The 21,626-nt window shown below is 72.2% G+C and carries 21 protein-coding genes and 1 pseudogene; 12 read left to right on the forward strand and 10 right to left on the reverse strand.

The genetic code is table 11. The features are described 5' to 3' along the window. Positions 1-19: 19 nt before the first annotated feature. Positions 20-1,240, reverse strand: a pseudogene (locus ABZU74_RS24020) (trypsin-like peptidase domain-containing protein); the annotation flags it as partial. Positions 1,241-1,859: 619 nt separating this feature from the next. Here ABZU74_RS24020 and ABZU74_RS24025 point away from each other — a divergent pair. Then, entirely contained in the window at positions 1,860-2,510 is a 651-nt protein-coding gene (locus ABZU74_RS24025; RefSeq protein ID WP_355427920.1) for an O-methyltransferase, read from the forward strand. Between the two features lie 54 nt (positions 2,511-2,564). Here ABZU74_RS24025 and ABZU74_RS24030 read toward each other — a convergent pair whose 3' ends face one another. Together ABZU74_RS24030 and ABZU74_RS24035 are read right to left on the reverse strand one after the other, a co-directional pair. Continuing rightward, positions 2,565-4,040: a leucyl aminopeptidase family protein gene (locus ABZU74_RS24030; RefSeq protein WP_355427923.1), complete on the reverse strand. Its 1,476-nt coding sequence runs from the start codon at positions 4,038-4,040 to the stop codon at positions 2,565-2,567. Between the two features lie 147 nt (positions 4,041-4,187). Then, the gene (locus tag ABZU74_RS24035; RefSeq protein ID WP_007455245.1) at positions 4,188-4,355 is read right to left on the reverse strand and encodes a DUF3117 domain-containing protein; all 168 of its coding nucleotides are present in this window, start codon (positions 4,353-4,355) and stop codon (positions 4,188-4,190) included. Positions 4,356-4,545: 190 nt separating this feature from the next. Here ABZU74_RS24035 and ABZU74_RS24040 point away from each other — a divergent pair, with 190 nt between their 5' ends. Genes ABZU74_RS24040 through ABZU74_RS24055 form a run of 4 tightly spaced genes read left to right on the forward strand, consistent with a single transcriptional unit; the run spans position 4,546 to position 8,774 of the window. Then, positions 4,546-5,364 carry a PaaX family transcriptional regulator C-terminal domain-containing protein gene (locus tag ABZU74_RS24040; protein WP_355427843.1) on the forward strand — a complete coding sequence of 273 codons (819 nt, stop codon included), beginning with the start codon at positions 4,546-4,548 and terminating at the stop codon, positions 5,362-5,364. Positions 5,365-5,368: 4 nt separating this feature from the next. Next, positions 5,369-6,160, forward strand: coding sequence for an enoyl-CoA hydratase-related protein (locus ABZU74_RS24045; RefSeq protein WP_355427846.1), 792 nt, complete (start codon positions 5,369-5,371; stop codon positions 6,158-6,160). A 59-nt stretch (positions 6,161-6,219) separates the two neighbouring features. Then, positions 6,220-7,518, forward strand: a complete 1,299-nt coding sequence (locus ABZU74_RS24050; protein ID WP_355427849.1) for a DUF1800 domain-containing protein — start codon at positions 6,220-6,222, stop codon at positions 7,516-7,518. Positions 7,519-7,532: 14 nt separating this feature from the next. Next, positions 7,533-8,774 (forward strand): DUF1501 domain-containing protein, encoded by a 1,242-nt coding sequence (locus ABZU74_RS24055; protein ID WP_355427852.1) that lies wholly within the window; start codon positions 7,533-7,535, stop codon positions 8,772-8,774. Here the strand turns inward: ABZU74_RS24055 and ABZU74_RS24060 are convergent. After that, positions 8,771-9,394 (reverse strand): hypothetical protein, encoded by a 624-nt coding sequence (locus ABZU74_RS24060; protein ID WP_355427855.1) that lies wholly within the window; start codon positions 9,392-9,394, stop codon positions 8,771-8,773. The genes ABZU74_RS24055 and ABZU74_RS24060 overlap by 4 nt on opposite strands. A 13-nt stretch (positions 9,395-9,407) precedes the next feature. After that, on the reverse strand, positions 9,408-9,989 hold the full coding sequence (locus ABZU74_RS24065) for a DNA-3-methyladenine glycosylase I (RefSeq protein ID WP_355427858.1): 582 nt from the start codon (positions 9,987-9,989) through the stop codon (positions 9,408-9,410). A gap of 137 nt (positions 9,990-10,126) precedes the next feature. Here ABZU74_RS24065 and ABZU74_RS24070 point away from each other — a divergent pair, with 137 nt between their 5' ends. Beyond that, positions 10,127-11,023 (forward strand): sterol desaturase family protein, encoded by an 897-nt coding sequence (locus ABZU74_RS24070; protein WP_355427861.1) that lies wholly within the window; start codon positions 10,127-10,129, stop codon positions 11,021-11,023. On the opposite strand, the gene ABZU74_RS24075 is transcribed toward ABZU74_RS24070, so the two are convergent. Beyond that, complete coding sequence (locus ABZU74_RS24075) at positions 10,968-11,465, reverse strand: SRPBCC family protein (protein ID WP_355427864.1); 498 nt, start codon at positions 11,463-11,465, stop codon at positions 10,968-10,970. The two genes, ABZU74_RS24070 and ABZU74_RS24075, sit on opposite strands and share 56 nt — an antisense overlap. Continuing rightward, positions 11,462-12,091 (reverse strand): DivIVA domain-containing protein, encoded by a 630-nt coding sequence (locus ABZU74_RS24080; RefSeq protein WP_355427867.1) that lies wholly within the window; start codon positions 12,089-12,091, stop codon positions 11,462-11,464. The genes ABZU74_RS24075 and ABZU74_RS24080 overlap by 4 nt, the downstream gene beginning before the upstream one ends. Before the next feature lie 156 nt (positions 12,092-12,247). Here ABZU74_RS24080 and folP point away from each other — a divergent pair, with 156 nt between their 5' ends. Continuing rightward, entirely contained in the window at positions 12,248-13,117 is an 870-nt protein-coding gene (folP, locus tag ABZU74_RS24085; RefSeq protein ID WP_355427870.1) for a dihydropteroate synthase, read from the forward strand. 67 nt (positions 13,118-13,184) lie between these two features. Here folP and ndhC read toward each other — a convergent pair whose 3' ends face one another. Further along, the gene (gene ndhC / locus ABZU74_RS24090) at positions 13,185-13,562 is read right to left on the reverse strand and encodes an NADH-quinone oxidoreductase subunit A (RefSeq protein ID WP_091394827.1); all 378 of its coding nucleotides are present in this window, start codon (positions 13,560-13,562) and stop codon (positions 13,185-13,187) included. A gap of 129 nt (positions 13,563-13,691) precedes the next feature. On the opposite strand from ndhC, the gene ABZU74_RS24095 reads away from it, so the two are divergent. The 3 genes from ABZU74_RS24095 (at position 13,692) to ABZU74_RS24105 (ending at position 18,323) form a co-directional block, all read left to right on the forward strand. Further along, positions 13,692-15,170, forward strand: coding sequence for a hypothetical protein (locus tag ABZU74_RS24095; protein ID WP_355427873.1), 1,479 nt, complete (start codon positions 13,692-13,694; stop codon positions 15,168-15,170). 278 nt (positions 15,171-15,448) lie between these two features. Continuing rightward, positions 15,449-17,296 (forward strand): 2-oxoacid:acceptor oxidoreductase subunit alpha, encoded by a 1,848-nt coding sequence (locus ABZU74_RS24100; RefSeq protein WP_196920913.1) that lies wholly within the window; start codon positions 15,449-15,451, stop codon positions 17,294-17,296. Further along, the gene (locus tag ABZU74_RS24105; protein WP_355427876.1) at positions 17,289-18,323 is read left to right on the forward strand and encodes a 2-oxoacid:ferredoxin oxidoreductase subunit beta; all 1,035 of its coding nucleotides are present in this window, start codon (positions 17,289-17,291) and stop codon (positions 18,321-18,323) included. The genes ABZU74_RS24100 and ABZU74_RS24105 overlap by 8 nt, the downstream gene beginning before the upstream one ends. A gap of 68 nt (positions 18,324-18,391) precedes the next feature. Here ABZU74_RS24105 and ABZU74_RS24110 read toward each other — a convergent pair whose 3' ends face one another. Beyond that, positions 18,392-19,036, reverse strand: a complete 645-nt coding sequence (locus tag ABZU74_RS24110; protein WP_355427879.1) for an NAD(P)H-dependent oxidoreductase — start codon at positions 19,034-19,036, stop codon at positions 18,392-18,394. 82 nt (positions 19,037-19,118) lie between these two features. Here ABZU74_RS24110 and ABZU74_RS24115 point away from each other — a divergent pair, with 82 nt between their 5' ends. Next, complete coding sequence (locus ABZU74_RS24115; RefSeq protein ID WP_355427882.1) at positions 19,119-19,598, forward strand: MarR family winged helix-turn-helix transcriptional regulator; 480 nt, start codon at positions 19,119-19,121, stop codon at positions 19,596-19,598. Positions 19,599-19,687: 89 nt separating this feature from the next. Here ABZU74_RS24115 and ABZU74_RS24120 read toward each other — a convergent pair whose 3' ends face one another. Continuing rightward, positions 19,688-20,701, reverse strand: coding sequence for a potassium channel family protein (locus ABZU74_RS24120; RefSeq protein ID WP_355427885.1), 1,014 nt, complete (start codon positions 20,699-20,701; stop codon positions 19,688-19,690). A gap of 307 nt (positions 20,702-21,008) precedes the next feature. On the opposite strand from ABZU74_RS24120, the gene ABZU74_RS24125 reads away from it, so the two are divergent. Further along, positions 21,009-21,506, forward strand: coding sequence for a helix-turn-helix transcriptional regulator (locus ABZU74_RS24125; protein ID WP_355427888.1), 498 nt, complete (start codon positions 21,009-21,011; stop codon positions 21,504-21,506). Positions 21,507-21,626: the final 120 nt, after the last annotated feature.

A 21,626-nucleotide genomic window follows, 5' to 3' on the forward strand; every position in this document is an offset into this window, starting at 1 on the left:
GCAAGGGGTGCGCCGCTGTTCACTTCGCGTCCGCCGCGAGAGTTACCGAGGTGTTCTGCCGGGCGGAACCCCGCCGATACTCGACGGTCACGACCGAGCCCGGCGCGTACTTGCGGACCAACGCGGTCAGGTCTGTCGGCTCGGTCATCGGCCGCCCATTGATCTTGAGGATCACGTCGCCGACCTTCAACCCGGCCCCGTCCGCGGGGCCGGACGGCTCCACCTCGGCCAGCCGCAGACCACCCCCGACGACCCCGGTCGGGCCGTCCGCCCGGGCGCCGATCACCGTACGCCGGGCCTTGCCGGTGCCAATGATGTCCTGGGTCACCCGCTTGGCCTGGTTGATCGGGATGGCGAACGCGAGCCCGATGTTGCCCGCCTCCTGCCCCTCGGCGACAAGTGACTTGATCGTGGAGTTCACCCCGACCACCCGGCCGGCGCCGTCGACAAGTGGGCCGCCGGAGTTGCCGTGGTTGACAGCGGCGTCGGTCTGGATGGCGGCGTAGTAGCGCACCGGGCCGCCCGGCTCGCCGGCCTGCATGGTCCGGTCCAGAGCGCTCACGATGCCGGCGGTGACCGTGTTGGCCAGCGACAACGGCGAACCGATGGCGAGCACGGGGTCGCCGACCGCCAGCGCGTCGGAGTCGCCGAACTCCACAGGTCGCAGCCCGGGACGACTCACCTTGATCACCGCGATGTCCGACTCCGCGTCCTGCCCGACGATTGTCGCCGGCGCGGTGCTGCCGTCGTTGAAGACCACCGAGGCCTTGCCGGTGCCACCGGCCACCACGTGGTCATTGGTAATCACGTGGCCGTCGGCGGTGGCGATGAACCCGGAGCCCTCACTGGTTCCGCCGAGGCTGCTCACCCGTACGGTGACCACGCTGGGCAGAACCCGCTCGGCGACCCCGGCCAGCGATTCCGGTTTGCGCTGCGCCAGCGCCGGCACCTCCGTGGGCGCACTACCGAGGACCGCCGCACCAGCGCCGCCGCGCACCGCGAACGCGTAGCCCAGAGCGCCACCGAGGGTGCCGGCCAGCAGCGCGGTGATCACGGGGATGAGCAACAGGTGGCGCAGTGTCGGCCGGCCCGGGGCGTCGGGGTCGGTGACCGGCTCGGGCTCGGTGCCAGGGGCCACTACCCCCGGCACCACTACAGCGGTCGGTGCCGCCGGGTCGCGCCACGGGTCGGCGAGCGCGTCCGACCACCAGGGCGACGCGTCGGCCGAGTTGGGCCCGCCGGCAACCGGCGTAGGCCAGCCCGGCGCCGACCCACCGGAAGGCGCCGGCCCACCGGAAGGCGCCGGCCCGCCGGAAGGCCCCGGCCAACCCGGTGCCGACCCGCCGGAAGACGCCGGCCAACCCGGTGCCGGCCCGCCGGAAGACGCCGGCCAACCCGGTGCCGACCCGCCGGAAGACGCCGACCCGCCGGAAGGCGCCGGCCAACCCGGTGTCGGCCCCCCGGAAGACGCCGGCCAGCCCGGTGTCGGTCCGCTGCCTGGCGAGGCGAGGGGCGCAGGGTCAGCCCCCGGCGTGGTCGGCGGCCCCACCGACGGGGCTCCTACCCCGGGCGGTCGCGCCGGAGCCGGAGTCTCACCGCCCCGGCGCCAGTCCCAGCCGTCGGTCACGTCGGTGCCTCCCAGTCCGTCCCCGGATCCCGCGCCGCGTCGCCCGGCCACGGGCCGGTCTGGTCGCGGCTGACGGGATACCGCCTCCAGGATTGCACGGATGGACGCGGCGCAGTCAGCGGTTGCCCCGGCGATCGCTTCCGGCGGAGGCGCGGCTGCGCCCCATGACGGTCGCCTCTACGCTCACAGTGCCAACCCGCCCCGCACCACGCACCGCCCCCGGAGGTGCCCCATCGCCACGGTCGCCGGTTCCGGCAGTTCGACGACACAGGCTCAGCACTTCGCCGAGTCGTACGTCACCGAGGACCTCGTTCTGCGTACCGCCCGCAGCCTGGCCCGGGAGGTGGGCCTCGATGCGGTCACTCCCGGCGCGGGGGCGGCGCTGCGGCTGCTGGCCGCCGCCGGTAATGCCCGTGCGGTGGTGGAGATCGGCACCGGCACCGGGGTGAGCGGCGTCTGGTTGCTGCGCGGCATGCGCGCCGACGGCGTGCTCACCACCATCGACGTGGAGGTGGAGCACCAACGGATCGCCCGGCGGATCTTCGCCGAGGCGGGCTTCGCGGCCGGGCGCACCCGGATCATCACCGGCCGGGCGCTGGACGTGCTGCCTCGGCTCGCCGACGGTGCGTACGACCTGGTCTTCGTGGACGCGGAGGCGACCGGCTTCCATGCCTGCGTGGAGGCGGCGCTGCGGCTGTTGCGCCCGGGGGGCGTGCTGGCGCTCAACGGCGTGCTGGCCAGCGACCGGATCGGCGACCCGGCCGCCCGGGACGCGGAGACGGTGACGGTTCGCGAGACGATCAAGGCGGTCCGGGAGTCGGAGCACTGGATCCCCGCGCTGCTTCCGGTCGGGCACGGGCTGCTCGCCGCGGTGAAGTGCTGACCCACGCCCGGGACGTGTCGAAGCCTCGGTCGGGCCGAGGCTTCGACACCCGCCCTAGTTGACGTCGGCGAGCCAGCGCAGCAACGACCGGACGCCCCAGCCGGTGGCGCCGCGGCTGACCTCGGCCTGGTCGCCGTCGGCCCAGGACGGGGCGGACATGTCCAGGTGCAGCCAGCGGTCCCGTAGTTCGCCGGTGAACTCGCGTAGGTAGAGCGCGGCCAGCACCGAGCCGGCACCCTGCGTGGGTGCGCTGTAGAGGTCGGCGATCTCGCTGCCGAGGTACTCGACGTAGTCGGTGTGCAGCGGCATCCGCCATGCCGACTCGCCGGCCGCCTCGGCTGCGGCCAGTACGCCGGCGGCCAGTTCGTCGTTCTCGCTGTAGAGGGCGGCGGTGCGCTTGCCCAGCGCCACCAAGTTCGCGCCGGTGAGCGTGGCCAGGTCGAGCAGCAGGTCCGGTTTGAGTTGCTGCACCGCGTACGCCAGCGCGTCGGCGAGGACCAGCCGACCCTCGGCGTCGGAGTTGGTCGTCTCGCTTGTGGTGCCGCCGTAGTGCCGGATGACGTCGCCGGGGCGGAACGCCGAGCCGCTGACCATGTTCTCGGCCAGCGGGGCCAACGTGGTGATCCGGACCGGCAGCCGCAGCGCGGCGGCGCCCAGTGTGGCGGCGACAACCGCGGCCGCGCCGGCCATGTCCTTGCGCATCAGCTTCATCGACGCCACCGGCTTGATCGAGATGCCGCCGGTGTCGAAGGTGATGCCCTTGCCGATCAGCACCACGTGGGTGCGCGCGTTGGCGGGGTGCCAGTCCAGTTCGACGAGCCGGGGCCCGCTGGCGGAGCCGCCGCCCACGGCGAGGATTCCGCCGAAGCCCTCGGTGGTCAGCTCGGCCGGGCCACGGACCCGCAGCCGCAGGTCCGGAAGGTCGGCTGCGGCGGTGGCGACCTGGTCGGCGAACCACTGCGGGGTCTTCACCGAGGACGGGGTGTTGGTCAGGTCGCGGGCGAGATGGGTCATCGCGGCAGTGGTCCGGGCCGTGGCGACGGTGGCCTCGTACGCGGTCGGGTCGGCGAGCAGCAGGTCGACGCTGGTGAGCGCCGGCCGGTCGCCGGCCTCGGTGAGTCGGAATCGGTAGGGGGCGAGCAGCAGCCCCTCGGTCAACCCGCGAACTGCGGCAAGGCTCACCTCGGCCGGCAGCGCGATGGTGATATGAGTCTCAGCTGCGGCGGAGCGGGCCAGGGCCGCGCCGGCCGTCCGCCAGGCCGCCTCGTCGCCGTCACCGACGCCGAGCAGCAGCAGCCGGCCGGGGGTACGCGCGGGGCGCAGCTGGGTGTGGATCTCGCCGGCCCGGCCGGTCAATCGGGCCGCTGACGCCAGCGCGGCCGCCTCGTCGGCCGTGCCGTCCGGGGCCGCCACTGCTGTCGACACGGGTTCGGCCGGGCTGTCACCTTCCGCCGTCGTATCGGCGGGGCGGACGGGCAGGACGAGGACGTCGAGCCGGTCGGGCTCGGCGATCAGACGGATGGCGAGCACGCGGAACCGTACCTCCAGGAAAGTGTCGCGGACCGGCAGCGCACCCACCTGTCCGCAGCGTTGAAGACCCTGAGCCACCGGCGATTCCGGTGGCTCAGGGTCTGAAGAACGTTCCGGGCGGCGTGAGCCGCCCGGAGCACTCCTTACTCAGCCGGCCGCTGCCTTCAGTGCGTCACCGAGCGCGTTGGCCTCGTCGGGAGTCATCTCGACGACGAGCCGGCCACCGCCCTCCAGCGGGACCCGCATGACGATGCCCCGCCCCTCCTTGGTGACTTCCAGCGGACCGTCGCCCGTCCGCGGCTTCATCGCCGCCATGTTGTCTCCCCTCAGACCTACACCAGGGTCGGTGGGTTGCCCCACAGCCACTTCGTCACGACCACCCGCAACGGTCACGGGGGTGTCGATAAACGATTTTCCCTGATGAACACCGCCGGACCCAAACCGGAGCAGCATTGATGTAACAGCATCTAGCTTATCTTGAGAAGGCCTGTCACAATGTGCGGTCATGCAGGCACGGTCGGCACTCTTCGACCTGTACGGCGACCATCTCCGTCCGAGGGGTGGCCGGGCACCGGTTGCTGCCCTGGTCAAGCTACTGGCGCCGCTGGGAATCGCACCGCCAGCAGTTCGCACCGCCGTCTCCCGGATGGTGCGTCAGGGCTGGCTCGAGCCCCTCCGGTTGGCCTCCGGACCGGGATATTCGATCACACCGAAAGCCGCCCGGCGACTCGACGAGGCAGCGGCCCGGATCTACCGGACCGGCCGGGTCACCTGGGACGGCCGATTCGATCTGCTGGTGTTGGAGGCCCCTGGCTCCCGGCGGGACCGCCAGCGACTCGCGGCCAACCTGAGCTTCCTCGGCTACGGGACGCTCGACGAGCAGACCTGGGTCGCCACCCGCCCCGCCGAAGATGTCGACCTGCTCCTCGCCGAGACCGGCATCCGGTTCGAGCGGTTCACCGCCTCGCACTTCTCCGGCACCCCCGGCGCGATGGGCGTGGTCCGACGGGCCTGGAACCTGGCCGAGATCGGCCGCGCCTACGAGCGGTTCGTCGCGGACCAGCGCCCGCTGCTCGCGGCGGTCACCGTGCGCAGCAGCGACGAGGCGGCGTACGCGACGCGGTTCCGCCTCGTGCACGCCTGGCGTACGTTCCTCTTCCAGGATCCGCAGCTGCCACCGGCGCTGCTGCCCGAGCGGTGGCCCGGCACCGCCGCGGCCAGTTTCTTCGACCGGCACGCGGCCCGCCTGCGTCCGGCCGCCGACCGGTACGTCGAACAGTGCCTCGACGCCGGCAACCGCATCGTCCGACAGAAGGGTCGTTAGACACGTGACCGAGCCGCTGCTGGTCGACCGGACCGACGCCGTCGTCACCCTCACGCTGAACCGGCCGAACGCGATGAACGCGCTCGACGTGGCGCTCAAGGAGGCGTTACGGGACGCCCTGGCGGAGCTGGAGACCGACAGGTCCTGCCGCGCTGTCGTCCTGGCCGGGGCCGGCGGGTCGTTCAGCGCCGGTCAGGACCTGCGTGAGCATGTGACCATCCTGGAAAACTCGGCAGGTGACCCGTTGGGGACCGTGCGGGCGCACTACAACCCGATCGCCGCCCGGCTCGCCAACCTGCCCAAGCCGGTGATCGCCGCGGTCCGGGGGATGGCCGCCGGTGCGGGCGCGTCGCTGGCGTTCCTGGCCGACATCCGCATCGGCGGTCCGACCACCAATTTCCTGATGGCCTTCGCCAAGGTCGGTCTCGCCGCCGACACCGGCGCCTCCTGGACGTTGCCCCGACTGGTCGGCCACGCCAAGGCGGTGGAGCTGCTGATGCTGGCCGAGCCGGTCCGCGCCGAGGAGGCCTGCCGGTTGGGCCTGCTCAACCGGTTGACTGACGACGACGAGCAGGTGTTGCCCGTCGCCCAGGAGTTGGCCGCCCGTCTCGCCGCCGGGCCGACCGTCGCGTACGGGGCGATCAAGCGGCAACTCTCCATCGCCGACGCCGGCACCCTCGCCGACGCCCTCGCCGCCGAGGCGCAGGCCCAGTCGATCTGCGGCGCCACCGCCGACCACCGGGCCGCCACGCTCGCCTTCGTCGGCAAGCAGAAACCGGTCTTCGAGGGACGCTGAACGCGATCCGGACGCCGCCCTTACCGTCCTCGAACATGGGCCGCCTAGCGTCGGCCGGTATGAGCGATCGTGAAGCGGTGGCGCACCTGCTGCGCCGGGCCACCTTCGGGCCGACCGCCGACGAGGTGGACGCGGCCGAGCGGGCCGGGCCGGCGGCGACCCTGGACCGGCTGCTCACCCCACCCGAGACGGATCGGGGTGCGGCGGCCACGCCGACCCCGACGCTGCCCCCCGACCCGCACGCCAAGCTGACAAAGGATTCCACCCGCGAGCAGCGGCAGCAGGCCAACGCGGAGCGTCGCAGGCAGCTCCAGCAGGTCACCGAGTGGTGGCTGGACCGGATGGTGGCCGCCGAGGACGGGCTGACCGAGAAGTTGCTCTTCTTCTGGCACGGGCACTGGGCCACCAGCGCGCAGAAGGTCAAGTCGGCGCGGCTGATGGTGGGCCAGTTGGAGACGCTGCGCCGGCACGGTCGTGGGCCGCTGGGCCCGCTGGTCGCGGCGATGGTGCGCGACCCCGCCCTGATCGTCTGGCTGGACGGGCAGAAGAACACCCGCAAGGCGCCGAACGAGAACCTGGCCCGCGAGCTGATGGAGCTGTTCACCCTCGGCATCGGCGCCTACAGCGAGGCCGACGTGAAGGCCGGCGCGCGGGCACTGACCGGCTGGGTGGTCGACAGGCGTACCGGTGCGACCCGTTTCGAGGCCCGCCGGCACGACCCCGGCGAGAAGACCATCCTCGGGCAGAGCGGTCGGTTCGACGCCGAGGCGTACGCCGACCTGCTGGCGGCCCAACCGGCGGCGGCCGGGTTCGTGGCCGGGCGGCTCTGGTTCCGCTACGCCGGCACCGACATCCCGGCACCGGACGGTCTGGCCGGCGCGGACACCGTCGCGACACTGCGCGCGCTCTTCTCCGCATCGGCCTTCGCGCAGACCCGGGGCACGCTGGTGAAGCAGCCGGTGGAGTGGCTGGTCGGTGCGCTACGGCAGCTCGGCATCCGACCGTCCGCGCTGCCCGAGCAGCAACGCCGGCAACTGCTGGCCGGTCTGAACGCGCTGGACCAGGTGCCGTTGCGCCCGCCCAGCGTGGGCGGTTGGCCGGCCGGGGTCGCCTGGCTGACCACTTCGTCGTTGCAGGCCCGGCTGCGGACGGCCGGGGTGCTGGCGGCCGCCACGGCACCAGCGGTGCTGGCCCGGCTGACCGCCGCGCCCACCGCGGGCCGACCGGACGCGCTGGCCCGACTGCTGGTGGTCGACGGCTGGGGCGCGCGCACCCGCGCCGCCCTCACCCCGCTGGCCGGTGAACCCCGCAAACTGCTGGCCGCCGGCCTGGTCAGCCCCGAATACACAGTCAGCTGAGCGGAGGAGTCGACATGGACACAGTGACCCGACGCAGGTTCCTGCTGACCAGCGGGGTGGTCGGCGCGGGCGCATTGGCCGCCGGGGCCGGCGCGTACAGCCTGCGGGACCTGCTGGACACCGCCGGGGACCGCGACCCGCAGTCCCGCACGCTGGTGCTGGTGACCCTGTACGGCGGCAATGACGGGCTCAACAGTGTCATTCCGTACGGCGACCCGGCCTACCGGGCGGCTCGCCCGGAGCTGGCGTACCCGGACGGGGAGGTGCGGCGGTTGGACGACGACTTCGGCCTCAACCCGGCGCTGGCCGGCCTGCACCAGCGCTGGTCCGGCGGTGGGCTGGCGATCGTGCGCGGAGTCGGCTACCCGAAGCCGGACCGCAGCCACTTCCGGTCGATGGACATCTGGCACACCGCACAACCGGACCGGCCGGGCAACACCGGCTGGCTCGGGCGGTGGCTGGACCGGGCCGGCGGCGACCCCCGGTTGGCTGTCTCCTTCGAGCCGGCGCTGCCGCCGTTGCTGGCCGGGGAGCGGAGCGCCGGCGCGGCGGTGCCGGTGACCGACCGGAAGGCCGCCAAGGGGCTGCCCGCCCAGACGCTCACCGCGTTCGCCGCCGCCGAGGCGGGCGAGTCGGCGGCCCGGGGACGGGCCGCCGCCTGCTTCGCCGACCTACGGTCGGTGGACGAGATGATCCGCCAGGTACGCGACTCCGCCGACCCGGACACGGCGGAGCCGGACGGCGAGCAGGCCCCCGCGACGGCCACCGGCGGGGCGCGTACCCCGCTGGACGCCCAGCTCGACCTGGTCGCACAGTGTGTCGAGGCGGGAGTGTCCACCCGGGTCTTCTCGGTGTCGCTGGGCGGCTTCGACACGCACGCCGACGAGAAGCAGTTGCAGGCCGTGCTCCTGGGTCAGCTGGACCGGGCGTTGACCGGGTTCGCCGACCGGATGGGTCGCACCGAGGCGGGCCGGAAGGTGGTGGTGGCGGTCTACTCCGAGTTCGGGCGTCGGGTACGGGCCAACGCCTCGGACGGCACCGACCACGGCACCGCCTCGGACGTGCTGCTGCTCGGCGCGGGCGTCCGGGGTGGCTGGCACGGCGCACCACCGAGCCTCACCGATCTCGACGACGGCGACCTGAAATACACAACCGATTTCCGGGACGTCTACGCCACGCTGCTGGAGCGGGTGCTGGGCACCGACCCGGGCCCGGTCCTCGCCGACTGGCGGGGACGGGTGGACAAACTCTTCTAGTCGTCCTCTTCCGGGTCCTGGTTGGCCTGCTCGCCCAGCACGAACGCCTGCATGGCCAGCTCGTCACCGGCCGGCGAGACGAAGGCGGGCAGCTCACGCGGGCCCAGCTCCTGCACGTAGGACCAGAACAGCCGAACGGCCTCGGCCGGCGTGCCGGCCTCGATCGGCAGGTCGAGGCTGACCAGCCAGGTGCGCCGCGTCGGCGGTGGGCCGAGCTGGTCGGCCAGGGCCCGGAAGGCCGCCGGCTCCAGTGCGGTGACCGGCCCGTCGAGCGTCAGCAGGTCGGCGGGCACCGGCTCGTCGAAGGCCCGCCGGGTGTACGCGACGACGAGCGTCCCCGGCTCGGTCGGGGACTGCGGGTCGTCGGGGTCTTCGCGGTGGCGTTGACCGGGTGCGCTGACCCGGCCGAGCGCCACCAGCCGTGGCGGCGCGTCGACGAGCACGGCCACCTGGTCTCCCGGCCCTGGCCGGGCGACGTCGGTGAGCCCGGTCAGCTCCAGCGTGTCGTGGTGCACGAGCCGCTCGGCCTCGTACCGCTCGGCGGGCAGCAGCACCGCCCAGGCACCCACCCCGTCGGCGTTGCCGGCCGCACCGGCCCGGTGCGCGGTCTCGGTCGTCATGCCTGCCATCTCATCACGCCGCCGGTGGGAGGGTGACGTGACAGCCGACGATGTGATCGTCGACCATCCCGGTCGCCTGCATCAGCGCGTAGGCGGTGGTCGGGCCGACGAACCGGAAGCCGCGTTTCTTGAGTGCCTTGGCCATCGCCGTCGACTCGGGGGTGATCGGCGCGAGCTCGGCGAACGAGGCGGGGCGAGCGGGCCGGGGCTCCGGCGCGAAGGACCAGAGCAGCGCGGACAAGCCCTCGGGCAGCTCCAGTGCGGCGCGGGCGTTGGCGATCGCCGCCTCGATCTTGGCCCGGTTGCGGACGATGCCGGCGTCGGCGAGCAGCCGGGTCACGTCGGCGTCGTCGTAGCGGGCGACGGTGGGGATGTGGAACTCGTCGAAGGCCAGCCGGAACGCCGGGCGCTTGCGCAGGATGGTCAGCCAGGACAACCCGGACTGGAACGCCTCCAGCGTCATCCGCTCGTAGAGCGCGTCGTCGCCGTGCAGCGGCCGCCCCCACTCGGTGTCGTGGTAGATGGCGTAGTCGGGGGTGCTCGATCCCCAGGCGCAGCGAGCCAGCCCGTCGGCGCCGATCACCAGGTCAGTCACCTCGTACACGCTAGGGCATCGGTCCGACACCCCATTGCCACCGGCCGCCCGGCTGCCTATGGTGCTTGTTACCGACCGGTAGGTCGGGGTCACCCACCGGTGCGCCCCGGCCGGCGACGGCGAGCGGAGGCCGCGCGATGAAGGAGTTCCCGGACGTCATCGCCTGGTCGATCCCGGCCTTCGTGCTGCTCATCGTGCTGGAGCGGGTCTCCTACCTGCTGCACCGCGACGACGACGAGGTCGGCTACGGGGGCGCCGACACCGCGACCAGCCTGACCATGGGGCTGGGCAGCATCTTCGCCGACCTGCTCTGGAAGGTGCCGATCGCCGCCGCGTACGCGCTGCTCTACGCGCTCACCCCGCTGCGGATCGCCGAGGTCTGGTGGAGCTGGCCGCTGATCCTGCTCGCACAGGACTTCTGCTACTACTGGTCGCACCGCAGTCACCACGTGATCCGCATCCTCTGGGCCTCGCACGTGGTGCACCACTCGTCGCAGCGGTTCAACCTCTCCACCGCACTGCGCCAGCCGTGGACCGGCCTGACCAGTTGGGTGTTCTACCTCCCGCTGATCGTGGCCGGCGTCCACCCGGCCGTGGTCGCGTTCTGCGGGTCGGTCAACCTGCTCTACCAGTTCTGGATCCACACCGAGCGGATCGGGAAGATGCCGCGCTGGTACGAGGCGATGTTCAACACCCCGTCGCACCACCGGGTGCACCACGCGTCGCAGGGCAGTTACCTGGACCGCAACTTCGGCGGCATCCTGATCGTCTGGGACCGGCTCTTCAGGTCGTTCGCGCCGGAACGGGAACGCTGCGTGTACGGCCTGACCAAGAACGTCGGCAGCTACAACCCGGTCCGGGTGGCCTTCCACGAGTACGCCTCGATCGCTCGGGACGTGCGCGCCGCGGTGACCTGGCGGCAGCGCGCCGGGCACCTCTTCCGCGCACCGGGCTGGCAGCCGGCACCGGGCCGTACGGTCAGGGCAACCGGCCCTGCTCGACCAGACGGGCAAACCTCTTCAGCGCCTGGGTGAGGCTGAGCTTGGAGCCGGGCCAGAGCACCGGCCAGGCCAGTCGACCGGCCCAGCCGCCCGGCAGGTGGAACCACTCGTGCCAGACGACCTGGGTGCGGTCCCGGCCCAGCTGGGTGCAGCGCAGCACCCCCGGGCCGCGCAGCAGCTGACCGTGGTGCACCACGCCGATCTCGTACGGCTCGTCGACCCGGACCACCCGCATCTCGTCGCGCAGGGTCGCCCGGCCGAGCGCGGTCACCGCCTCGATCCGACTGCCCTCGCGCCCGTCGCCCTCGACCACCCGAACGCGGGTGAACGGGATCCAGTCGGACTGACGTTCCCAGGCGAGCAACGCGGCGAAGACCCGCTCCGCAGGGGCGTCGACGATCACCGTGGCGGTCACCTCACCGGCACCGGGTCGGGCCGCCTGCCGAAGATCGTCGGCGCCCTCCAGCTCGGTCACGCCGACTCCGACCGAACCACCGCGTCGCGCTGCTCGGTGTCGTCGGCGGGGGCGCCGGCAATCTGGTCACGATCGGCCGACTCGTCGTCGGCGGGCGTGGCGGACGGCGCCACCCCATCGGAGTCCGCCGGAGACGAGGTGGCGGCGGGCGACGCGCCGGGGGTCGTCGAGCCGACCGGGGCCGAGCCCGCCTCGCCGGTCAGCGGCGCGTCCTTGCCCGGCTCGGCTGCCGTGCCCGGCTTCGCCGCGTCCGCGGTCGTCACCTTGCTGGTCGACTGCTCGCGGGCCTGGCGCAGCACGTCCGCGTCGTCGGTGCGCCCCTCACGCAACGCGATGACCTCCGACTCCAGTACGCCAATCAGCTCGGACTTGTAACCGATGTCGTAGGCGGCACGGCGCAACGCCTGATCGACCTGGTCCATCCGGTACCCGCGCAACCCGGTGTCGAAACGAACCGCCCCCACGTCGGATTCGCGCAACGGGCGGGTGCCCGGCAACGCCACGGCCTGCGAATCCGGCTCGGCCGGCGCCAGGCCGGGATCACGGCCGCTGACCAGCACCGTCACGCCGAATATCACCGCCGCGACGGTCAACGCCACGACCAGGAGGAGCAGAAGCTGACCCATGTACTGATCGTGGCATGGCAGCCGGCCCGGAGCGACCCCGCCACCCGCCCCGATCACGATCGGCGCCGACGCCCGCCCGGAATTGCGGACGGGCGACCGACTAGCGTCGGGACCGGCCGACGCGGCGGCGACGGCGGGAACTTCCAGGAGGCGGGCATGGCCGGGGCGCTTCGGCTGGGTGGACAGACGTTCGCCCCGGGCGAGCTGGTGGTTATGGCGATCGTCAACCGCACGCCGGACTCGTTCTTCGACCGCGGGGCCACCTACGCCGCGGACAGCGCGCTGCGCGCGGTGGAGCGGGCGGTGGACGAGGGCGCGGCCATCATCGACATCGGCGGGGTCAAGGCCGGCCCCGGTGCGGACGTCGACGTCGCCGAGGAGATCCGGCGCACGGTGGACACCATCGCCGCCGTCCGCGCCGAGTTTCCGCAGGTGGTGATCTCCATCGACACCTGGCGTGCCGAGGTGGCGACGGAGGCCGTGGCGGCCGGCGCCGACCTGCTCAACGACACCTGGTCGGGCGCCGACCCCACGTTGATGCGGGTGGCCGCCCAGACCGGCGCCGGCCTGGTCTGTTCGCACGCCGGGGGCCTGACGCCGCGCACCAGGCCGCACCGGGCCGCCTTCACCGACGTGGTCGCCGACGTGGTCGCGACGGTGACCGGGCTCGCCGAGCGCGCGGTGGCGGCGGGGGTACGCCCCGACGGCATCCTCATCGACCCGGCTCACGACTTCGGCAAGAACACCCGGCACTCGCTGGAGATCACCCGCCGACTGGACGAGCTGACCGCAACCGGCTGGCCGGTGCTGGTGGCGCTCTCCAACAAGGACTTCATCGGTGAGACGTTGGGCCTGCCGGTGGCCGAACGGCTGGAGGGGACGCTCGCCGCGACAGCGGTCTCGGCCTGGTTGGGCGCCCGGGTCTTCCGGGCCCACCAGGTCGGCCCGACCCGACGGGTGCTGGACCTGGTGGCCTCGATCCGCGGCGACCGTCCGCCCACGGCGACCCGAAGGGGACTGGCCTGACCGGTTGTCGCCGTAACCGGCCGCTAACGGCCGGACGGACCGACACGATCGCCGGAGGCAGTGGCGTTCAGGTCCAGCGGAGGATGTTCCTACGCCAGGCGTAGAGAATGCCGAGCGCGAGCACCGCCACGAACACCGCCATCTCCACCACCGTCACCAGGCCGAAGCCCGGCCGGTCGAAGACCACCGCCCAGGGGAACAGGAACACCGCCTCGACCGCGAACAGCACGTACAGGTAGGCGTACACGTAGTAGCGAATCTGCATCTGCGCCCAGTCGGCACCGACCGGGTCGAGCCCGCACTCGTAGCTGGCCCGCTTGCCGGGTGGGTCGGCCGGACGCGCCGGGCGTAACACCCGGTTGGCCGAGAACGCCGTAACGAAGAAGAGAACGCTGGCGAGCAGCAGGAGACCGAGCGTCGCGTACGAGCCCAGGTATCCGTTCACAGTCGGCAGCCTACCGCCCGCCCCGACGGGCCGTCCCAAACACGTTACGGATTTGTTTCCAGATGGGACTAGTGCACAGGGGCAACTGTTACCGAATATTGGACACCCACCCATGTCACCGGAGGACAGATGGCCCGCGTGAAGGCATCGCCCGGTAACCGGGCGGAGGGGCGGCGTTCCACGCCCCTGCTGACGACCGCGCTCGCGCTCGGCCTGCTCACGGCGCTCGCCGTGGGACCGGCCTGGGCCAGCGCGGCCACGCCGGACGCGGACCCGGTCGCGACGTCGGTCGAACCGGTCAACGAGCCGGGAGAAGAGGTTCCCCCCACCACGCCGGCCGAGGAGCCCACCCCGACCGAGGGGCCGGGCGGTGAACCGGGGCCGACCGAGCCAGCGCCGGAGACCAGCGCGCCACCACCGGAGACGACGCCACCCCCGCCGGTGACCACCGCCCCGGAGGTCCCACCGGTGCCGACCACCATCGCGCCCGCGCCGGGCGGCACCACCCGACCGCCCAGCCCGGGCCCGCCGGTGCCGCCGACCCCACCCCCGGCCCCGCCGACACCCCCGGCTCCTCCGGTCCGCCCGCCCGCGCCGGGTTCGGCGGCCCCGCCGCAGAGCCCGCTGGGCGTGCAGGTCACCACCGGCGACGTCACCCTCACCGAGGCGTACTGGAACACCGCGAGCACGACCGCCACCCTGCAGGTCACTGTGCACAACAGCGGTACCACGGCTGAACAGATCCGACTCTCGTACACGCTGCCCGCCGGGCTGACCGACGCCGGCACGAAGGGCTGCGCCGCCGCCGGCGGTGGGGCGTACCGCTGTGGAGCCTGGACCGCCGAGGCGGGCGCCCGGTTCAGCACCGTGCTGCGCCTGCGGGTCGCCGGCACGGCGTGGAAGCAGATGCCGCTCAGCGGCTCCGTCCAGGTCACCGCGGACGCTCCGGGGGTGCCCGGGGAGGTTACCGACGACCAGGGCTTCGCGGTGCTCTTCCCGGCCGGCCCGCCGGTGCCCGGAATCGCGCTCGCCGCCGACGAGGTGGCCTTCGACATCAGCGGTGGCCCCAGCACCCTCACGCTCCGGCTGGGCAACACCGGCACGGTGGACGCCGCCGGCCGGGTCGAGGTCGTCCTGCCCGCCGGGGTGACCGTGCCGACCCCACCGCTCGGCTGCGTGGCGGTCGACCCGACGCGTACCCGCTGCGACGCCGGCCTGGTGACGGCGGGGACGACCGCCCATGTGCAGCTGCCGGTGGAGGCGACGCCACAGGCCCAGAGGGAAGCGCCGTTCTCCGGTGCGGTGATCGGCCAACTCGATCCCCGCAGCGGCCCCACCCGTCGGGTGCAGATGAGCTTCCGGATCACCGCGGCCGCCGCCCTGGCCACGCCTGTGGTCTCCCCGCCCGCGCCGACCGGCTCGCAGGGCGTACTCCCGGCCGGTGCCGCGACCCGGGACGGCGGGTTGACCTCGGCGCAGCGCACCGCGATCGCCCTGATCACGGTCTCCACGCTGCTGGTGGTGCTGGCTCTCACGCTGGCCATGACCTCGCTGCGCCGCCGGTTCGGCGGCCCGCCGCCCGAGCCCGCGCCGCATCCCACGGACTGATCGACGGACGACCCCGGCCCACGTGCCGGGGTCGTCGGCGCGGCCCGGTGGTGATCTGAATTACGGCGGGCGGTGCGTAACCCCGCAAAGGTGGGCATTTCACGACCCAATCGGGTCCCAGTCGGCGGACCTCCCGGGATGGTTAGGGCTCCCTTAGACGTAGGCTCTCAGGTGAGGAACGACAGCGGCCGGACCCGCCTGGGGCGGTGTGGTGAAGCGTTGCGTCAAGGAGGTTCCGTGGCCGGGCAAGCCCCGCAGTCGCGAACGAAGGTGGCACAGTGACCAAGCAGATCCGTCAACTCGACCGGGTGGTCATCCGGTTCGCCGGTGACTCCGGCGACGGCATGCAGCTGACCGGCGACCGGTTCACCTCGGAGACGGCACAGCTCGGCAACGACATCTCCACGCTGCCAAACTTCCCCGCCGAGATCCGCGCTCCCGCCGGCACCCTGCCCGGCGTGTCGAGCTTCCAGGTGCACTTCGCCGACTACGACATCCTCACGCCGGGTGACGCGCCCAACGTGCTGGTGGCGATGAACCCGGCGGCCCTCAAGGCCAACCTGGCCGATCTGCCGCGCGGCGCGGACATCATCGTCAACACCGACGAGTTCACCAAGCGCAACCTCGCCAAGGTCGGTTACCAGAGCAGCCCGCTCGACGACGACTCGCTGGCCGGCTACGTCGTGCACCCGGTGGCGCTGACCTCGATGACGGTCGGCGCGCTCGCCGCCCACCAGGTGTCCAAGAAGGATGCCGAGCGGTCCAAGAACATGTTCGCGCTCGGCCTGCTCTCCTGGATGTATTCCCGGCCCTACGAGTCGACGCTGCGCTTCCTGGAGCGCAAGTTCGCGGCCCGCCCGGAGCTGGTCGCCGCGAACGTCGCCGCCTTCAAGGCCGGCTGGAACTTCGGCGAGACCACCGAGGACTTCGCGGTCCGCTACGAGGTCAAGCCGGCCAAGATGAAGCCGGGCACGTACCGCAACATCACCGGCAACGCGGCGCTCTCGCTGGGGCTGGTCGCCGCCGGGGTTCGCTCCGGGCTGCCGGTCTTCCTCGGGGCGTACCCGATCACGCCGGCGTCGGACATCCTGCACGAGCTGAGCAAGCACAAGCGCTTCGGCGTTCTCACAGTGCAGGCCGAGGACGAGATCGCCGCGGTCGGCGCCGCGCTGGGCGCCTCGTACGGCGGGTCGCTCGGTGTGACCACCACCAGCGGCCCCGGCGTGGCGCTCAAGAGCGAGACGATCTCGCTCGCGGTGGCGCTGGAGCTGCCGCTGGTGATCGTGGACGTGCAGCGCGCCGGCCCGTCGACAGGCATGCCGACCAAGACCGAGCAGGCCGACCTCAACATGGCGCTCTACGGTCGGCACGGCGAGGCGCCGGTCGCGGTGATCGCGCCCCGGTCACCGTCGGACTGCTTCTTCGCGGCACTGGAGGCGGCCCGGATCGCGCTGACCTACCGCACCCCGGTGATCCTGCTGTCCGACAACTACGTCGCCAACGGTTCCGAGCCGTGGCTGCTGCCGGACGTGGAGTCGCTGCCCGACCTGCGGGTCGAGTTCGCCACCAAGCCCAACGGCGAGGACGGCACCACCTTCCTGCCCTACCTGCGCGACCCGGAGACCCTGGCCCGGCCATGGGCGATCCCTGGCACGGCGGGCCTGGAGCACCGGATCGGCGGCCTGGAGAAGGCCGACAAGACCGGGGACATCTCCTACGACCCGGCCAACCACGACTTCATGGTGCGCACCCGGGCCGCCCGGATCGAGACCATCCCGGTGCCGGACATCGAGGTGGAGGACCCGGACGGCGACGCCCGGGTGCTGGTCCTCGGCTGGGGCTCGACGTACGGGCCGATCGGCGCGGCGTGCCGCGGGGTTCGCCAGCGCGGCCTGTCCATCGCCCAGGCGCACCTGCGGCACCTGGCACCGATGCCGGCCAACCTCGGTGAGGTGCTGCGCTCGTACGACAAGGTGGTCATCCCGGAAATGAACCTGGGCCAGCTCGCCCACGTCATCCGGGCCCGCTACCTGGTCGACGCGATCAGCTACAACCAGGTCCGCGGCCTTCCGTTCACGGCCGCCGAGCTGGAGACGACGCTGGAAGAGGTGCTGAAGAATGTCTGAGCCCGTCGCCGTCAAGCTCACCGCGAAGGACTTCAAGTCCGACCAGGAGGTGCGCTGGTGCCCCGGCTGCGGTGACTACGCGATCCTGGCGGCCATCCAGCAGTTCATGCCGGAACTGAACATCCCTCGGGAGCGCACCGTCTTCGTCTCCGGGATCGGCTGCTCGTCCCGCTTCCCGTACTACATGAACACGTACGGGATGCACTCGATCCACGGTCGGGCCCCGGCGATCGCGACCGGCCTGTCGGTGTCCCGCCCGGACCTGTCGGTCTGGGTGGTCACCGGCGACGGCGACGCGCTCTCCATCGGTGGCAACCACCTGATCCACGCGCTGCGGCGCAACGTCAACCTCAAGATCCTGCTGTTCAACAACCGGATCTACGGTCTGACCAAGGGCCAATATTCTCCGACGTCCGAGGTCGGCAAGGTCACCAAGTCGACCCCGGCCGGCTCGGCGGACGCCCCGTTCAACCCGCTCTCACTCGCCCTCGGCGCGGAGGCAAGCTTCGTCGGCCGGACCATCGACTCCGACCGCAAGCACCTCCAGTCAGTGTTGCGGGCCGCCGCGGAACACGAGGGCTCGGCCTTCGTGGAGATCTACCAGAACTGCAACATCTTCAACGATGGGGCGTTCGAGCAGCTCAAGGACCCGTCCACCCGGGACGACTACCTGATCCGCCTGGAGCACGGGCAGCCGATCACCTTCGGCGCCGACGGGCAGTTCTGCGTGGTGCACCCGCCGGGCGGCTTCGGCCTGGAGGTCCGGGACACCAGCTCGGTCCGCCCGGAGGAGATCGTCGTGCACGACGCGACGGTCACCGACCCGGCGTACGCCTTCGCGCTGTCCCGGCTGCCCGGTCTGGACCTGCGGAACACTCCGATCGGGGTGTTCCGCTCGGTGGACCGACCGTCCTACGACAGCGTGGTGCAGGCTCAGCTCGCGGCCGCCAAGGCGAAGGTCACCGAGACCCCTGAGCAGCAGCTCGCCGGGCTGCTGGGCAGCGGCGACACCTGGACCATCCTCTGACCTGTCCGCACTGACGAAAGCGGCCGTCCCCGATCGGGGGCGGCCGCTCTCGTCGTGTCGGCGCTGCCTCAGCGCTGGGCGTTGGCCGGCGCCCAGAGGTTGTCGATCTCCTTTTCGGCCGCCGCGAGGCTCGCCTCGTGCAGCGGGATCAGCTCGGCCATCGCCGGCACCGACGGGGCCAGGGTCAGCTCGGCGCTGATGAAGCGCGGCTGCATGCCGGTCATCGACAGGCCGTGCGGGAGCCACGGTTCGGCGTGGTCCCAGCCGTAGCGCGGGGTGCCCTCGCCGTAGCCGCCACCCCGGGTGGCCAGCACCACGAACTCGCGTCCGCCGAGCAGGCCCTCCTGCGTCGTCGGGTCGTATGCCAGCCCGGGAACGATCAGGTGGTCGACCCAGGACTTGACGCTGCTCGGCGCGCCGAAGTTGTAGAGCGGCAGGCCGAGCAGCACCACGTCGGCCTGCTTCACCTCGTCGACCAGCCGCTCGCTGAGCTCCCAGGAATCGCGCTGGGCAGGGGTGTGCTGGTCCGGGGGCGTCATCCGCGCCAGCCCACCGTCCGCGTCCAGGTGCGGCAGCGGTTCGGCGCCCAGGTCCCGGTAGGCCACGGTGCCGTCCGGGTGGGCCGCACGCCATGCGTCGACCGCGCGGGCGGTGAGCCGCCTGCTGACCGACCAGGCACCGCGGATGCTCGAGTCAATATGCAGTAGATGCATCATTCCTCCTTCAGGGATCGTTCGTGCAGCACCAACTATTTATAGCAGGTCGATGTTCCGGAGGGTCGGTAGACTGGGTCACATGTCCGCGCAGCCGCTCGACTCCGCAGAGCACCGCTCGGGCGCACTCCTGGACCATCTGGCCCGGCGGATGCGGCTGCGGTCGGAGTCGGTGCTGGCGCCGCTGGGGCTACGCCCTCGGCATCTGGTCGCGCTCACCGTGCTGCGCGCCGGCGGCGGCACCGGCCAACAGGCGCTCGCCACCATCCTGGAAATGGACAGCACCAACGTCGTGGGGCTGCTCAACGACCTGGAAGCGAAGCAGCTGATCGAGCGTCGGCGCTCCCCCGAGGATCGCCGCCGACACGTCGTCGAACTCACCGAAGATGGGGCAAAACGCCTCAGCGAGGCCGAGTGCGCCCTGGCCAGCGCCGAGGACGAGGTGCTGGGAGCACTGGATCCCGCCGAGCGGGAGACGCTCTACAAGCTGCTCAGCCGGGCCTCCACCGGCACGTCGGTCAGCTGCACCGACGCGATCTGCGTCACCGACGACACCTGCTGACGCCCCGCCACCACACGGCCCCAGCCGTCACAGCGGCCCAGCGGTCACCGAGCGACCCAGCCGTCACACCGCGGGCAACGCCGGGACGATCAGGCGGTCGCCGCCGACTGGGGGCGGTCGTCGCGCACGTGCACCAGCATGTCGCCGGTCTCGATCACCGCGCCGGCCCGGTCGGCCAGGGTGACCACCTTGCCCCGCCGCACCAGGGCGATCACCAACGAGTCCAGTTCGCGCGGCGAGCGACCCACCTCGTCCCGCTCCGCGGAACGCATCGCCAGCGCCATGCCCTGGCCGGGAGTGAGCAGATCCTCCACCACGTCGATCAGCGGCGGCGCCGAGGTGGACAGGCCGAGCAACCGGCCCGCCGTGGCCGACGAGACGATCACATGGTGCGCGCCGCTCTGCTTGAGCAGCGGGGCGTTCTCCGCCTCCCGGGCCGCCGCGATGATGCGAACCTGACCGGCGGTAAGCTGCCGCACCGTCAGCGCGACAAGGACCGACGCGTCGTCACTGTCGGTCGCGATGATCACGGCCTTCGCGCTCTTGACGTGCGCCTCGTTCAGCACCGACGAGCGGGTCGCCGAGCCCTCGATCGCCACCAGTCCGGCGGAGGTGGCCTGCCGCAGTGCGGCGGCGCTGCGCTCCACCACCACGATCCGCGAACGGTCCAGGCCGTTCTCCATCAGGGCGGAGACAGCGCTACGCCCCTTGGTGCCGTAGCCGCAGATGATGACGTGGTCCTTCACGGCTCTCCTCCACCGCGACAGGCGACGGCCGGTCCGGTACTGCTCGGTCAGAACTTCCAGGGTGGTACCGACCAGGATGATAAGGAAGATCACGCGGGCCGGGGTGATGAAGAGGACGTTGACCAGCCGGGCCGACGGCGCGGCCGGGGTGATGTCCCCGTAGCCGGTGGTCGAGAGCGACACGACCGCGTAGTAGAAGCAGTCGAGGAGGGTGAGGCCGTCCTCATTGACATCGCGGTAGCCCTCCCGGCCCAGATAGACCGCAGCGACCACGGCGAAGACCAGGCCCAGGGCGGCGGCGAGTCGGAGACTCAGCGCGCTCAGTGGGCCCCGACGCTGCGCGGGAAAATGGATCACCGTCGAACCTGCTCCCCCGCCGTCGCCTGCACGCCCACAACATAGCGGGTGCACCGCCGACCGCACGTCCGGGTCACGGCGGACAACCGGCAGCGCTCCCGCACCCGACTACCGGACGACAACGACGAACCAGTGCAGGCCGGCAGACGCAGGGGGCGCGACCCTCGTGACGGCCACACCCACCTGTACCGGTGGAAGCCCGGGCCCGCGCCGTCGCAGTGGCGCGGGCCCGGACGGGTCTGCCCGAACGGCCGGGGACGGGCATGATGAGGGTGTTCCCGACGACGACAGCGAAAGTGAGGCCGGCATGTCGTTGCTGCGACGAGTCATCGGCGGGGTGCTGCGTCGCCACCGTCAGCGTCAGGGCCGCACGCTGCGCGAGGTGGCCGAGTCGGCCGACGTTTCGGTGCCCTACCTGTCGGAGGTGGAGCGGGGCCGCAAGGAGGCCTCCTCGGAGGTGCTCGCGGCGATCTGCCGGGCGCTCGGCATCAGCCTCGCCGACCTGCTCGGGGAGGCCCGCGACGATATGCGCCGGGTCGAACCCCGCCTCCCGGCGGCACCCCGTGCCGCACTGACCCACCTGGAGCCTGTCGAGGCGGTCCGACGCGAGATCGGCAATGCCACCCTTCTGGTGGGTCCGCTCGGCGGCGGGCTGCCCCTCCAACGAGTGCCCAAGGCCGGCGAGCCGACGATGCGTGTCGGCGTGACGGCCTCCGCTGGTGGCTCGCGCCCCGGCCCGCGTACCCCTTGCCTGGCTGGCGTTGAATCGACCCTGGTCGGCGCGCGGCGGTTGACCGCCGCGTAGGCCGCGCGGGTTCTGCCGGCGGCGGATCTGCCGGCGGCAGAATCACTGGGCCGGCCACCGCCGTCGCCCGCACGCTGGAGGGGCCGGTCCACCGGGTGGTCCCCACCGCCCGCCGGCACG

The sequence above is a fragment of the Micromonospora sp. NPDC005171 genome, assembly GCF_040608575.1.
GTDB lineage: Bacteria > Actinomycetota > Actinomycetes > Mycobacteriales > Micromonosporaceae > Micromonospora.

What these genes read in the sequence shown, in the direction of transcription:
- ABZU74_RS24040 (WP_355427843.1), top strand. Translation starts at nt 4,546, where the DNA reads ATGCAGGCACGGTCGGCACTCTTCGACCTGTACGGCGACCATCTCCGT.
- folP (WP_355427870.1), top strand. Translation starts at nt 12,248, where the DNA reads ATGGCCGGGGCGCTTCGGCTGGGTGGACAGACGTTCGCCCCGGGCGAG.
- ABZU74_RS24080 (WP_355427867.1), bottom strand. Translation starts at nt 12,091, where the DNA reads ATGGGTCAGCTTCTGCTCCTCCTGGTCGTGGCGTTGACCGTCGCGGCG.
- ABZU74_RS24110 (WP_355427879.1), bottom strand. Translation starts at nt 19,036, where the DNA reads ATGCATCTACTGCATATTGACTCGAGCATCCGCGGTGCCTGGTCGGTC.
- ABZU74_RS24105 (WP_355427876.1), top strand. Translation starts at nt 17,289, where the DNA reads ATGTCTGAGCCCGTCGCCGTCAAGCTCACCGCGAAGGACTTCAAGTCC.
- ABZU74_RS24115 (WP_355427882.1), top strand. Translation starts at nt 19,119, where the DNA reads ATGTCCGCGCAGCCGCTCGACTCCGCAGAGCACCGCTCGGGCGCACTC.
- ABZU74_RS24060 (WP_355427855.1), bottom strand. Translation starts at nt 9,394, where the DNA reads ATGACGACCGAGACCGCGCACCGGGCCGGTGCGGCCGGCAACGCCGAC.
- ABZU74_RS24050 (WP_355427849.1), top strand. Translation starts at nt 6,220, where the DNA reads ATGAGCGATCGTGAAGCGGTGGCGCACCTGCTGCGCCGGGCCACCTTC.
- ABZU74_RS24125 (WP_355427888.1), top strand. Translation starts at nt 21,009, where the DNA reads ATGTCGTTGCTGCGACGAGTCATCGGCGGGGTGCTGCGTCGCCACCGT.
- ABZU74_RS24035 (WP_007455245.1), bottom strand. Translation starts at nt 4,355, where the DNA reads ATGGCGGCGATGAAGCCGCGGACGGGCGACGGTCCGCTGGAAGTCACC.
- ABZU74_RS24055 (WP_355427852.1), top strand. Translation starts at nt 7,533, where the DNA reads ATGGACACAGTGACCCGACGCAGGTTCCTGCTGACCAGCGGGGTGGTC.
- ABZU74_RS24095 (WP_355427873.1), top strand. Translation starts at nt 13,692, where the DNA reads ATGGCCCGCGTGAAGGCATCGCCCGGTAACCGGGCGGAGGGGCGGCGT.
- ABZU74_RS24070 (WP_355427861.1), top strand. Translation starts at nt 10,127, where the DNA reads ATGAAGGAGTTCCCGGACGTCATCGCCTGGTCGATCCCGGCCTTCGTG.